This is a genomic window from Brevundimonas diminuta (genome assembly GCF_039673845.1).
GTDB lineage: Bacteria > Pseudomonadota > Alphaproteobacteria > Caulobacterales > Caulobacteraceae > Brevundimonas > Brevundimonas diminuta_E.
In genome coordinates this window covers 1-13033 of record NZ_JBDJMK010000012.1, presented here as the reverse complement: position 1 = coordinate 13033, position 13033 = coordinate 1, and the positions used below count along the sequence as shown (strand labels likewise).

Genomic DNA, 13033 nt, shown 5'->3' with positions numbered 1-13033 from the left:
GCGCATGGGTCTGATCTGGCTGGGTCTGGCCGCCGTGGCCCTGTGGGCCATGGTGCGTCTGGGCCGTCAGACCGAGCGCGCCCGGCGCGGCCACTGGCGCATCTCTGCGACCATATTGAGCGCCGCCCTGCTGGCCGGGGCTGTGTTCGCCGCCGCGCGCGGAGCCTGGCTGATCGCGGGCGGCATGGCGGCGGCGGGCGTCTGGCTGGCGGTGCAGTCGCGCATTCGGCCGGTGGCGGGCAGGGCGGCTCAACCCGCCGAACCCATGAGCAAGGCCGAGGCGCGCTCCATTTTGGGCGTCGGGGCTGATGCAGACGCTCGGACGATCCACGCCGCATGGCGCCGCCTGATGGCGCGCGCACACCCGGATCAGGGCGGAACCGAGGGCCTGGCCGCCCGCGTCAACGCCGCGCGGGATCGACTGCTGAAGGGGTAGGGCGCCTTCCTTCTCCCCTTGTGGGAGAAGGTGGCCCGTTAGGGCCGGATGAAGGGTGTCGGCGCGACATGCAACGCTTTTCCTCCATCAGATCCTTAGGCAGGCGAGGCCTTACACCCCTCATCCGTCTGCTTCCGGCAGCCACCTTCTCCCACAAGGGGAGAAGGAAGTGGATTGGGTATTTTAATACCGTATTTAAAATATCGAATAAAATCAAATATCTATATCAAAATCGCTATCGCAACCGACATTGACCTTCGGCGCGTGACCCTCTATCACCCCGGCCTCCGCCCGATCCATCTGGTTCGGGCCGCGTTTTTCGTCTTCCAGGACCCTCATCATGCTGAAGAGCACCACGGCTTCGCTGAAGCCGGCCGAGGTCGAGAAGAAGTGGATCCACATCGACGCCGAAGGCGTCGTCGTGGGCCGCCTCGCGACCTTCATCGCCAACCGTCTGCGCGGCAAGCACCTGCCGACCTACACCCCGCACGTTGACTGCGGCGACTACGTCGTCGTCACCAACGTCGACAAGGTGGTGTTCACCGGCAAGAAGACCACCGACAAGGTCTACTATCGCCACACCGGCCACCCGGGCGGCATCAAGGAAACCACCCCGGAGAAGGTTCTGGGCGGTCGTTTCCCCGAGCGCGTGCTCGAAAAGGCCGTTGAGCGCATGCTGCCCAAGGAGTCGCCGCTGGCTCGCAAGCAGATGACTCACCTGCGCCTGTTCGCCGGCGCGGCGCACGAACACGAAGCCCAACAGCCCACGACCATCGACTTCAAGTCGATGTCGTCCAAGAACACCCGGAGCGCCTGAGCATGACCGACGTGACTCAAGACACCGCCGCCGGCTTTGACGCCCTGAAGGGCCTGGGCACCGCTGCTGCCGAGGAAATCGTCCGCGAGCCGAAGATCGACGCCCTGGGCCGTTCGTACTCGACCGGCAAGCGCAAGAACGCCATCGCCCGCGTGTGGGTGAAGCGCGGCACCGGCAAGATCACCGTCAATGGCAAGGACGTGGCCGCCTACTTCGCCCGTCCCGTGCTGCAGATGATGGTCGCCCAGCCGCTGACCGTTTCGGACCGCGCCACGCAATACGACGTGATCTGCACCGTCGAAGGTTCGGGCCTGTCGGGCCAGGCCGGCGCCATCCGCCACGGCCTGTCGCACGCCCTGACCCACTACGAGCCGGAACTGCGCAAGGTTCTGAAGCCGCACGGCTTCCTGACCCGCGACAGCCGCGTCGTCGAGCGTAAGAAGTACGGCCGCGCCAAGGCTCGCCGCAGCTTCCAGTTCTCGAAGCGCTAAGTCGGTCGCGAACCCGCGACTGGGAATACAAAGGGCGCTTCGGGGAAACCCGAGGCGCCTTTTTCTTTGCCCTTCTCCCCTTGTGGGAGAAGGTGGCGGCCGAAGGCCGACGGATGAGGGGTTTCTCCCCCGTCGCCCGTCATTTCGTCGCCCGATTTCCGGGGTTTGTCAGACCCCTCATCCGGCCCTGATGGGCCACCTTCTCCCACAAGGGGAGAAGGACAGGAGATGCGCATGACCCACACCATCTTCATCGACGGCGAGGCCGGAACCACGGGGCTGGAGATCCGCGAGCGTCTGGAGGCGCGCGGCGATCTGGAGCTGCTGCTGCTGGGCGACCGCCGACGCGATGTCGAGGCGCGGCGCGAGGCGTTGAACAGCGCCGACGCGGTCATCCTGTGCCTGCCGGACGACGCGGCCCGCGAGGCGGTGTCGATGATCGAAAATCCGTCGGTGCGGGTCATCGACGCCTCGACCGCCTATCGCGTGGCGGACGGCTGGACCTATGGCTTCGCCGAGATGGATGCGGGCCAGCGTGCGGCCATCGCCGCCTCGACGCGGGTGTCGAACCCCGGCTGCTATCCAACGGGCTTCATCGGCCTGATGCGACCGCTGGTGAAGGCGGGGCTGGTCCCGGCCGACTGGCCCGTCACGATCAATGCGGTGTCCGGCTATTCCGGCGGCGGCAAGGCCATGATCGCCGAGTTTGAAGCGGAGGGCGCGTCCACCGCCTTCCGCGCCTATGGCCTGACGCTGAAGCACAAGCATGTGCCGGAAATGACGAAGCACGCGGGACTGACGCGCCCGGTGCTGTTCTCGCCCGCTGTCGGGAACTATCGTCAGGGGATGCTGGTCGAGGCGCCGCTGCACCTGTCGGCCCTGCCGGAGACGCCCTCGGTCGAGCGGCTGCATGGCGCGCTTGTCGAAGCCTATGAAGGCCAGCATTTCGTCGAGGTCGCCGAGATCGACGACACCGAGGCCATGACCGGCATCGAGCCCGAGGGCCTGAACGGCACCAACCGTATGCGCCTGCACGTCTTTGGCGATCGCGGCGGGGAGCAGGCGCGTCTGGTCGCCCTGCTGGACAATCTGGGCAAGGGCGCCTCGGGCGCGGCGGTCCAGAACCTGAACATCATGCTGGGTCTGGACGAGACGACCGGCCTCAGCTGAGGCCGGTCAGGGGCGAGCTCAGCCCGCCCGCGCCGCCTTGATCGCCGATTCCACCGTCAGGCTGAAGAAGATGGCGGCGATGATGACCAGCAGGCCGTAGTCGTGGCCGGGGAAGACCAGCGGGGCGCCCGCCGCCAGAATGATCAGCGCCGGAAACAGGCTGGCCCAGACGGCGGTCGATGCGGCCTGCGGATGGATCATCGGCGGACGAATCCAGCCCATTTTCCGGCGCATGACGGCGTTCATCGGCACGAAGGCGACCGGCACGATCACGGCGATCACCAGATACTTCACCAACTGACCCGGCGCGCCGAACAGGGTCGCCGTGGCGATCAGCAGGATCAGCGGAATGGCCGTGGCGACGGCCAGCAGCAGATTGGGCTCGATACGCTTCAAGACTTTACTTTCACATAGGCGCCGGGCGCCGGTTCGATGGGCTTCAGCGGCCCGGTTTCAGGATCGCGGGCGGCGATCTTTTCGCCCGACTTCGCGCCCAGCCAGTCGGCCCAGTGGGACCACCAGCTGCCCGGATGCTGTTGCGCCTCCGCTTGCCATTCCTGAAGCGTTTCGGGAAGGGCGGCGTTGATCCAGTGCTGGTACTTGTTGGCCGACGGCGGATTGATGACCCCGGCGATGTGGCCCGATCCGGCCAGCGTATAGGTCACCGGCCCGCCGAACAGCCGCGCCGAGCGATAGACCGAGTTCATCGGTGCGATGTGGTCCTCGCGGCTGGCCTGGAAATAGAGGGGGATGCGGACCTTCGACAGGTCGATGCGTTCGCCGTCGATCTCCAGTTCGCCCTTCGACAGGGCGTTCTGGCCGTACATCAGGCGCAGGTATTGCAGGTGCAGCCGCTTGGGCATCCGCGTCTGGTCCGCGTTCCACGCCAGCAGGTCAAAGGCGGGCGGCGCCTTGCCCATCAGATAGTTGGATACGAAGAAGGACCAGATCAGGTCATTGGCGCGCAGGGCGTTGAAGGTGTCGGCCATGGTCGCGCCGGGCAGGACGCCGCCCGCCTCATCCATCAGCCGCTCGATCTCGCTCAGCCAGTGCTCGTCGGTGAACAGCAGCAGATCGCCCGCCTCGGCGAAGTCGTGCTGGGCGGCGAAGAAGGTGGCCGAGGCGACGCGGTCGTCGCCCTTGCTGGCCATATGGGCCAGCGTAGCGCCCAGCATGGTGCCGCCGATGCAGTAGCCGACGGCGTTCAGATGCTTCTGGCCGGTCTGCTCCAGCGTCTTTTCGACCGCGCGGTAGACGCCCTTCTTCATATAGTCGTCGAGGCCGAACTCCGCCTTGTCGCGGTCGGGGTTGACCCATGAGCAGACGAAGACGGTGAAGCCCTGCGCGCTCAACCAGCGGATCAGGGAGTTCGCTGGTTGCAGGTCCATGATGTAGAATTTGTTGATCCACGGCGGGAAGATCAGCAGCGGGATCGCGTGCTGCTGCTCCGTCGCGGCGTCATACTGGATCAACTCGAACAGTTCGTCGCGCCAGACCACCTGACCCGGCGCGGTGGCGACGTTCTCGCCCAGAACAAAACGGCCATAGTCGGCCTGACTGATCTTCAGCGACCCGGCGCCGCGTTCCAGATCGGCGGCGAAGTTCTGCATCCCGCGCACCAGGGATTCGCCGCTGGTCTCGGCCAGAGCCTTTAGCGCGGCCGGGTTGGACGCCAGGAAGTTGGCGGGCGAGAAGGCGTCGGTCAGCAGGCGGGTGAAGAACTCGGCCCGGCGCTTCACGCGCGGATCCACGTCCTCGACGCTGGACACCAGGCTGTTCATCCAGTCCGAGGTGGCCAGATAGGACTGGCGCATCATGTCGAACATGGGGTTCTCGGACCATGCCGGGTCGCGGAACCGCTTGTCCGCTGGGGCGGGGGTGTCGACCGTCTCGCCCATGGCGCGGCGGGTGGTGGTGGACCACAGCTCCATATAGCGGCCGAACAGGTCGGCCTGCGCCTGGAACAGCTTTTCGGGGCGGGCCGCCAGACTGGTCATGACCGAGGACATGGCCGGGGCCACATTGAACGGGTCGGGCGACAGGGCGGCGGGGCGGTCGGCCTGCGACAGGGCCGCCTCGGCCACCGCCGTCTGGGCCATCATCGCCGCCTTGGCCAAATTCAGCGACAGCGTCTCCAGTTGCTGCCGCTGTTCTGCGCTGAAGGTCATGAAGTCAGGCGCGGCGGCAGGGGTCTCGGCGGCGGCCGGTTCCGCAGCGGGCGCCGGTTGCGGCTGTTCAGCGGCTGCGGCGGGTTTCTTCGCGCGCGGTCTGGCCGATGTCGGGCGCCCGGCCTTGCGCGGGGCGGCCTTTTCCGGCGCGCCGTCAGGCGTATTGGGGGATGAAGCCTTGGTCGGGCGCTTGGCCATGGCGAACCTCCGAATGGGGACGCGCAAGTTTGCGCGCCTTCCTCCCGACGCGATGATGGCATATGTCAGGGATCGAAATGAACGCGCTTGTGCTGAAAAAGACGGGACGGACGGCGGTCTGGGGCTTCGCCCTCGGGACGGCCATGGTTTTGGGCGGCTGTGTGGGAGCTTTCGACCCGAAAACCGACCCGACCTCGCCGCTGGCGCCCCGCATCCAGCAGATGGTCGATGAGAATCGCCAGTATCCGCGCTGGGCCGACTTCCCGCATGGCGGCGCGCCCTTGCCCCCTGCGGCCGAGGTCGCCAACGACGTGGCGCGCCTGCAGAGCCGTAACGCCGCCCTGACGGCCGAGACGGCGCGCATCGACTGGACCTTGAACAGTGATCCTTCCGCCTTCGTGAACCAGACCATGCGCCGTCTGGATGCCAGCCAGATGTCGCCCAACGACCTGAAGACGCCCGCCGAGATCGAGGCCTATGCCGAGGCCCTTCGCCGCCGCGCCAAGGCGCCGCCGCCGATCGACCGCCCGCGCTTCTGACGACCGGCGCCCCTGCGGGCGCGACCGCAACAGGCGCATCCATGATTTAAGGGCAGGGCGCGTCAAGATCGCGTCCGGTCTCGAATCCCACGATCCTGAGCGCTTCGGCCGCAGGGCCGTCTTCGCATCTGGTGCAAAGGTCCGCATGGCCCGTTCTGTCTTCATCGTCGTTCTCTTCGCCGGACGGGCCTTCTGATGGCGGACGGCCACGGCGCGCCTGCGTTTCTGGGCGTCAGCCGCTCCCTGTCGGGTCGGGCGTGGCGTCAGCGCCCGGCCGAGACGGCGACCACGCGCGCCCATATGCAGGCGCTGGGGCTGGACGAGCCGATGGCCCGCGCCCTGTCGGCGCGCGGCGTGGCGGCGGATCAGGGCGCAGACTTCCTTAAGCCGACGCTGAAGGCCCTGTTTCCCAATCCGTCCAGCTTCATGGACATGGACGCCGCTGCGGCCGCCATCATCGACGCGCTTCAGGCGCAGGCCAGCATCCACGTCTTTGCCGACTATGATGTGGATGGAGCCTCCAGTGCGGCCCTGCTGGTGCGCTGGTTCCGCACGCTGGGCGCGGACCTGCCCATCTATGTCCCTGACCGCCTGACCGAGGGTTATGGCCCCAGCGCGCGGGCCTTTGACACGCTGAAGGCGCGCGGCGCCGATCTGGTCATCACCGTCGACTGCGGCGCGGCTGCAAATGAAGCCGTGGCCCATGCGGCGTCTATTGGCCTGAAAGTCGTCGTCATCGACCACCACATGATGCGCGAAGAGCCGCCCGCCTGCCTCGCCGTGGTCAATCCGAACCGGCCGGGCTGCGGCTCGGGGCAGGGCAATCTGGCGGCGGCGGGCGTGGTCTTCGTCCTGCTGGCCGCCCTGAACCGCGAGGCGCGCGGGCGCGGCCTGTTTGAGGGCAGGACTGAACCCGACATCCGCCAGTGGCTGGATCTGGCCGCCATGGGCGCCATCTGTGACGTGACGGGCCTGACCGGCTTCAACCGCGCCCTGACCAGTCTGGGGCTGGGGGTGATGTCGCACTGGCGCAATCCGGGGTTGCGCGCTCTGCTGGCGGCGGCGGGCGCCGAGCCGGGACCGGCCAAGACCAACCACGCGGGCTTCATCCTCGGACCGCGCATCAATGCGGGCGGCCGCATCGGCAAGTCGGATCTGGGCGCGCGCCTGCTGTCCACTGACGACCCTGATGAAGCCCGGATGCTGGCGCAGGAACTGGACGCCCTGAACCTCGCCCGGCGCGAGGTCGAGGCCGAGGTCACTGAACAGGCCGTCCGCCGCGTCGAGGCGACCGGCGCCCACGCTGACGACAGCGCCCTCGTGGTCGTCAGCGGCGAAGACTGGCACCCCGGCGTGGTCGGCATCGTCGCCGGTCGCCTGCGCGAACGCTGGCGCAAGCCCGTCATCGTCATCGGCGTCGACGCCATCAACGGCGTGGGCAAGGGGTCGGGCCGCTCTCAGCCGGGCATGAATCTGGGCCTTGCGGTTCAGGCGGCGTGGAACGAGGGCCTGCTGATCGCGGGCGGCGGGCACGCCATGGCGGCGGGGCTGACGGTGGCGGCGGACCGCATCGACGAACTGCGCGCCTTCCTCAACGATCGCCTGTCAGCCGAGCGGGTCGAGGCCGTGGCTCAGGACTGGGTCGAGATCGACGCCCTGATCGACCCGCGCGCCGCCACCCGCGACCTGTTCGAGGCGTTCGAGCAACTGGCGCCCTATGGCCCCGCCAACCCAGAGCCCCTGTTCGCGCTGGAAGGCGTTCAGGCGCGCGAGCCGGTCGCCATGAACGGCGGCCATGTGCGTTGCCGTCTGGTCGGCCCTGACGGCGCCTCGGTGCGGGCCATCGCCTGGCGCTGCGCTGATCTGCCGACGGGCAAGGCGCTGCTGGCGGGGCAGGGCGGTCTGAACCTGGTCGGCCGCCTGAAAGCCGACGACTGGAACGGCCGTCGCGGCGTCCAGTTCGAGATCGAGGACGTGGCCGATCCGCGTATGGCGTAAGGCGCATCAGCCTTGGCCGTTAAACGACGCAGGTCTTTGAAAAAGTCGCATAAATCCGCGTCGCGGCGCTTGCCATAAGCGGAATCGGCGGCTATCTACACGGTCCTCCGCGCAGCGGTCCCTTCGTCTATCGGTTAGGACGCCAGGTTTTCAACCTGGAAAGAGGGGTTCGATTCCCCTAGGGACTGCCACGCGGAGTTTTCTCTCCCTGACAATTCAAGCTGTTCGCCGCTGCGATTTCGCGCGTCTGAGGCCCTGTTTCGTGCGCTCGAACCGGCGTCCGGCGGCGGGTTTGTCGTTTTTTTGAAAAAGCGCGCGACGCCCTCTTGCATCGCCGAAAAGGGACGGCTATCAGGCCGCTCCTCCGCGCCGCGGTCCCTTCGTCTATCGGTTAGGACGTCAGGTTTTCAACCTGAAAAGAGGGGTTCGACTCCCCTAGGGACTGCCACGCGGAGAGAATGCTCTTCCCCCTGAAATCTGCACGTTTTTTATGCGTATCATTCCGCATGCAACTTTTGCTTGTCGACAATGTGGCGTAAAGAGGGCAACGTAGTAGCCGTTTTAGACGAACCGTGTTAGTTTAGCTGACCTGCAGTGTAGCGGGCGGGGGTTCAAGGTGACGAGTTGTGACGTGATGGAGCCGATGGAAACCGTAAAGGTTGTCGGCAAGGTCAAATGGTTCGACGGCGGCAAGGGGTACGGCTTCATCGTTCCTGACCAGCCGTCTCTGACGGAAGAACGCGACGTGCTGCTGCATGTCACCAGTCTTCGCAGCGCCGGGCATGAAATGGCGGGCGAGGGCGCGGCCATCGTCTGCGAATGCGCCAAACGCTCCAAGGGCTGGCAGGTGGTCAACATCGTCGAGCTGGAGGCCAGCGCCCCGCCTCCGCGCAAGGAGCCGGTCCGCAGCTCCGCCCACGCGCGCATTGACGGCCTGACCGACGGCCCTCTGGAAGAGGCCATGGTCAAATGGTTCAATCGGACCAAAGGCTATGGATTCGTGGTGCGTGACGGCGAGGCGGGCGATATCTTCGTCCACGTCGAGACGCTGCGCCGCTGTGGTCTGGACGACCTGCTGCCGGGCTCGCCGGTTCAGGTGCGTTTCGCACAGGGGCCCAAGGGTCTGGTCGTCGCCGATATCCGGCTCGGCGCCTAGAAAACCGGACGAGCCGCCATCGTCCGCTGTAAGGACGATGAGATGAACAGCACCCGTCGCACGCTTCTGGCCCTCTTGCTCCCCGCGATGGTCATGATGGGCGCCTGCGCGCAGAAGGCGCCGCTGGACGCCGCGGGCCGCCCGCTGGAGCCGCTGAGCGTGGTCACGGCTTCGGGCGAGCACAGTTTCATGGTCGAGATCGCGGACGACGACGCCAGCCGCCAGCGCGGCCTGATGTTCCGTCCGCCGCTGCCCGATGACCGGGGGATGCTGTTCCAGTTCCCGGCCGCGACCGAGCAAAGCTTCTGGATGCGAAACACGCCCAGTTCGCTGGACATCCTCTACATCGACCCGCGCGGTCGAATCGTCTCGATCGCGCGCCACGCCACGCCCTATTCCGAAGCGCCGATTCCGTCGAACGGCGCCGCCAGCGGCGTGCTTGAACTGCGCGCAGGCCGGGCGGATGAGATCGGCGCCAAGCCCGGAGACATGGTCAAACACGCCTTCTTCCACCCCTGAGGCGGAATAGGTCGCTTCATCCGTTGCGAAGCCGGCTTGGCCGTGCCATGAGAGCGCTCCGTCGGTCCGGGGTGTGGCGCAGCCTGGTAGCGCATCTGGTTTGGGACCAGAGGGTCGGAGGTTCGAATCCTCTCGCCCCGACCACGGTTTGAGCCCGTCTGGGCTGGACAAGTTTTACACTGGTCCAAAGGGTGGAAACCTTGCCATTCGATCGGTTCCGTTGATCGCCAATCGCCTTAGTCATTAAAAGCAGACGCTGCGAACATCCGTGAAGGGTGGAAGGCGGACAGCGCTTATTCTGCCGTTGATATATGCCAACTGAACCTAAGATCGTTCTGGAGTTGCCACTCTCGGATGAGGCGCTGCTTCCCGCTTTTGTTGAGCAGTGCATCGCTGATAACGTGTCTCTGATTGCCGTTGTAGGTGAGGGCTGTGAACGGATCGAAGATGAAATCGATTGGTTGATCGTCGGCGATGGGACGAACAACAGTCGGTTCATTACTACATCTAGTCACCCCGGTGAGGCGCTCGAAGAAGCGATCGAGTTCGCGCGGATGTGGTGGGTCAATGTCGATGGCCCAACAAGCGTGGTGCGCATTTGAATGTCCGCACCGGGCGCAAAGCAGACAGGCAGCAATTCAATGTGCAACGGCCGCTTTACGTCAAAATCGGACTCTCGCATTATTCTGAAATACGGCTTCGTTGCGCTTTACTGTCATAATCGATTTCGAAAAGCACCCCCGATTGCGGCGCGCAGGAAAGCTGATTTTCCGTCAGCCCCGCTCGCGCAGTGGTGATGAACAGGGCGCCGCCATCGCCCGCAAAGGCGCAACTCGTCGGACGCGGCACCGGCAGCGGGATCAGCCTTTCGAGGGAGCCGCTCGGCCCGATGCGGACGATGGCCGATCCATCGAACAGAACGCTAAGAAGGTGGCCGTCCGGGTCCAGCGTGAGGCCATCGGGCTTTCCATCCCGTGGGTCCATACCGAAGAAGAGGCGGCGGTTGCCGATCTCGCCTGTGGCCGGGTCGAAATCGTAGGCGTAGATCTCGCCCTTGTGCGAGTCCGTGAAATAGAAGGTGTTGCCATCCTTGCTCCATTCCAGGCCGTTGGGCAGATCGAAGCCGGTGTCCGCAACGTGCCATGTTCCGTCGGGATCGAACCGATAGAGGATTCCGCGGCCCTTCCCAGAGGCGGCCCTGCCGGTCGAACTTGCCATCGTTAAACCGGAAGGCGGGATCGGCCTGGGGCGCACGTGCAAACCGCGTAACTTCGCCATCCGCATCAAGACGCGCGAGATCGCAACCGAGGCCGAGAACGATTTCACCCTCGGGACCCTCCGCCAGAAGTCCGGCCGGCGTGGGAACAGGGGTAACGGCATCCTGTCCACTCAACGGATCATAGCTGTGGAGTTGTCCTCCTAGGATGTCGATCCAGAGCAGGCGCTGACGCCGCGCGCTCCAGACGGGGCTTTCGCCGATGACCGCCTTTGTGTCGCTCGCAATCCTGATCTGGCTCATCATGCCCGTGGTTCCCGCGCCATGACGGCAATCCGATTCCAAGCCGCCGCCACCGCTGCCGATGTGTCGGCCCGAACGGCGCGGAGGTTGCGCGGGTAGTCCACCCCTTCGGCCTCGGCCGCGCGGGTGGCATGAAACTGCCCGTTGGCGGCCCGCAAAATCCAGCCGCCTTCGGTGCAGACCTCCGACGCCAGAAAGACGACACCCGGAGCGACCGCCTCGGGCTTCAAATCCTCCGGCTCGCCTTCCACGCCCCACAGTCGCGTCTTCGCCACGGGCGACACCGCGTTGACGACGATGCCATGTTCGGCCCCTTCGTCGGCCAGCACATTCACGATCCCCACCGCGGCCATCTTGGCAGCGGCGTAGGAGGCAAGACCCTTCTGGACATACTGCGGATAAAGGGCGCGGCAGGAGGTCGTCACCACGATCCGGCCGTATCCGACCTGGCGCATCGCCGGCCATGCGGCTTGGGCGATCCACAGCGGCGCCTTCGCCATAACCGTCATCATGTGGTCGAAGGATGCTTCTTGCACTTCCTCGATGCGTTCGTAGCCGACCCAACCGGCATTGTGGATCACGGCATCAAGGCGTCGGTTCACCGCAAGGCAGTCTTGCACCAGATCATGGCAGGCATCGCGGGTGTGGATCGGGGCGTAGAACGGAAACGCGTCGATCCCGTCGTGACGCAGGGCCGTGACCGCGTTCTTGGCGATGGCCGCGTCTGTTCCGGCTCCGTCCGTATTGGCGCCGACATCGTGCAGCAGGACCGTCGCGCCAAGCTGGCCGACCGCGCGCGCGTAAGCCAGTCCGAGGCCCCGGCCCCCGCCGGTGATCAGCACAGTGCGTCCGGTGAAATCTTGTTGGTCCATCATCGCATCCTCAGTTGTGCGGAAGATGGCGACGCCTTTACGATACGTCCAATACCGAACGGATGGGTGCGCGATATGGCGGGTGTATCAGAAGTCACGCGCGGGATGATTGACCTGCGGAAGATGGAGCAGTTCGTCGCCGTTGCCGAGGAAGGGCATTTCCACCGCGCCGCGCATCGGCTTGGCATGTCGCAGCCCCCCTTGACGGTGGCGATCCGGCGGCTGGAGGATGATCTGGGCGTGGCCCTGATCGAGCGGGGCGGAAACCGGATCATCGGCCTTACCGACGCCGGACGCGCGTTTCTTCGCGAAGCGCGTGTGACGCTGCAACAGGCGCAGCATTCGATCCATATGGCGCGTGAGACGGCAGCGGGTCGCACCGGTCTTGTGCGGCTCGGTTATGTCGGAAGCGCACTTTACGGGCGACTTCCGGACGCGATCCGGGCGTTCCGCCTGGCGCGCCCCGACGTGCGTCTGGAACTGCGCGAGGCCACCACGGCCAGCCAGATCACCGGCCTTCGTGATGGAACACTGGATGCGGCGATTGTGATCCCTCCGCTGGCGGATGCAGGCGGGCTCGCGTTGCACGGCTTCGATCAGGATCGCCTCTGCATGGCGCTACCCGCCGATCATGTTTTTGCTGACAAAGCCGGGTTGACGGTGGCCGATCTCGCAGTGGAGCCTTTCATCCTCTGGCCGATGATCGAGGGGCGCGGTTTCCACCTTCAGGTCATCCGGCTTTGCACCGCTGCAGGTTTCGTGCCCCAGATCGCACAGGAAGCTCACGGCATGCATGCCGTGCTGTCGCTGGTTGCGGTCGGAACTGGCGTGTCTATCGTCCCGCAAAGCATGGCGAGTTTCCGACCTGATCGGATTGCCTACCGCGAGATCAAAGAAGCGGAAGCGGCGTTCGATCTTTGCCTTATGTTGAACGCTCAAAATCCTGCGGCAAAGGCTTTTGCGAGCATAGCTGCCGATGATCAAGCAAGCACTTGATTGACCGATTTGGGCGTAAAGCTGACATTGCTCCGGCCAGCACCGAACGTCCGCAACGGGTCGAGGCTGTGTGAAAACACCTTCTGTCCGAGCGAATTAGGGTAGCCTCCTGAGGCCAGCAGGAGGTGGATTATGAGCCGCTTCGTTCAGGGTG

Annotated in this window: 13 protein-coding genes, 3 tRNA genes and 1 pseudogene; 13 read left to right on the top strand and 4 right to left on the bottom strand. The window is 65.4% G+C overall.

The window, feature by feature from the left end:
* Positions 1–4: 4 nt before the first annotated feature.
* From ABE454_RS13910 to argC, 4 genes are all read left to right on the top strand, one after another.
* Positions 5–436: a molecular chaperone DnaJ gene (locus tag ABE454_RS13910; protein ID WP_346532574.1), complete on the top strand. Its 432-nt coding sequence runs from the start codon at positions 5–7 to the stop codon at positions 434–436.
* A gap of 343 nt (positions 437–779) precedes the next feature.
* Entirely contained in the window at positions 780–1253 is a 474-nt protein-coding gene (rplM, locus tag ABE454_RS13905; RefSeq protein WP_172575532.1) for a 50S ribosomal protein L13, read from the top strand.
* A gap of 2 nt (positions 1254–1255) precedes the next feature.
* On the top strand, positions 1256–1744 hold the full coding sequence (gene rpsI / locus ABE454_RS13900) for a 30S ribosomal protein S9 (protein ID WP_003165345.1): 489 nt from the start codon (positions 1256–1258) through the stop codon (positions 1742–1744).
* 234 nt (positions 1745–1978) lie between these two features.
* Entirely contained in the window at positions 1979–2914 is a 936-nt protein-coding gene (gene argC, locus ABE454_RS13895) for an N-acetyl-gamma-glutamyl-phosphate reductase (RefSeq protein WP_346532572.1), read from the top strand.
* Positions 2915–2932: 18 nt separating this feature from the next.
* Here the strand turns inward: argC and ABE454_RS13890 are convergent, their stop codons facing one another.
* Together ABE454_RS13890 and phaC are read right to left on the bottom strand one after the other, a co-directional pair.
* On the bottom strand, positions 2933–3310 hold the full coding sequence (locus ABE454_RS13890) for a hypothetical protein (protein ID WP_346532570.1): 378 nt from the start codon (positions 3308–3310) through the stop codon (positions 2933–2935).
* A complete protein-coding gene (phaC, locus tag ABE454_RS13885; protein ID WP_346532569.1) occupies positions 3307–5280 on the bottom strand; it encodes a class I poly(R)-hydroxyalkanoic acid synthase in 1974 nt (657 codons plus the stop codon). The genes ABE454_RS13890 and phaC overlap by 4 nt, the downstream gene beginning before the upstream one ends.
* A 77-nt stretch (positions 5281–5357) precedes the next feature.
* Between phaC and ABE454_RS13880 the strand changes: the two genes are divergently transcribed.
* From ABE454_RS13880 to ABE454_RS13845, 8 genes are all read left to right on the top strand, one after another.
* Entirely contained in the window at positions 5358–5819 is a 462-nt protein-coding gene (locus ABE454_RS13880) for a hypothetical protein (RefSeq protein ID WP_346532567.1), read from the top strand.
* Between the two features lie 195 nt (positions 5820–6014).
* Positions 6015–7817 carry a single-stranded-DNA-specific exonuclease RecJ gene (gene recJ, locus ABE454_RS13875; RefSeq protein ID WP_346532565.1) on the top strand — a complete coding sequence of 601 codons (1803 nt, stop codon included), beginning with the start codon at positions 6015–6017 and terminating at the stop codon, positions 7815–7817.
* Between the two features lie 116 nt (positions 7818–7933).
* A tRNA-Glu gene (locus ABE454_RS13870) sits at positions 7934–8008 on the top strand.
* Positions 8009–8190: 182 nt separating this feature from the next.
* A tRNA-Glu gene (locus ABE454_RS13865) sits at positions 8191–8265 on the top strand.
* A gap of 186 nt (positions 8266–8451) precedes the next feature.
* On the top strand, positions 8452–8973 hold the full coding sequence (locus ABE454_RS13860) for a cold-shock protein (RefSeq protein ID WP_346532763.1): 522 nt from the start codon (positions 8452–8454) through the stop codon (positions 8971–8973).
* A 42-nt stretch (positions 8974–9015) separates the two neighbouring features.
* Positions 9016–9492, top strand: coding sequence for a DUF192 domain-containing protein (locus tag ABE454_RS13855; protein ID WP_346532564.1), 477 nt, complete (start codon positions 9016–9018; stop codon positions 9490–9492).
* A gap of 67 nt (positions 9493–9559) precedes the next feature.
* A tRNA-Pro gene (locus tag ABE454_RS13850) sits at positions 9560–9636 on the top strand.
* Between the two features lie 167 nt (positions 9637–9803).
* On the top strand, positions 9804–10094 hold the full coding sequence (locus ABE454_RS13845; protein WP_346532562.1) for a hypothetical protein: 291 nt from the start codon (positions 9804–9806) through the stop codon (positions 10092–10094).
* 79 nt (positions 10095–10173) lie between these two features.
* On the opposite strand, the pseudogene ABE454_RS13840 reads toward ABE454_RS13845, so the two are convergent.
* A pseudogene (locus tag ABE454_RS13840) lies at positions 10174–11011 on the bottom strand (SMP-30/gluconolactonase/LRE family protein).
* A complete protein-coding gene (locus ABE454_RS13835) occupies positions 11011–11886 on the bottom strand; it encodes an SDR family NAD(P)-dependent oxidoreductase (protein WP_346532558.1) in 876 nt (291 codons plus the stop codon). The pseudogene ABE454_RS13840 and the gene ABE454_RS13835 overlap by 1 nt, the downstream one beginning before the upstream one ends.
* A gap of 120 nt (positions 11887–12006) precedes the next feature.
* Between ABE454_RS13835 and ABE454_RS13830 the strand changes: the two genes are divergently transcribed.
* A complete protein-coding gene (locus tag ABE454_RS13830; RefSeq protein ID WP_346532556.1) occupies positions 12007–12879 on the top strand; it encodes a LysR family transcriptional regulator in 873 nt (290 codons plus the stop codon).
* Positions 12880–13033: the final 154 nt, after the last annotated feature.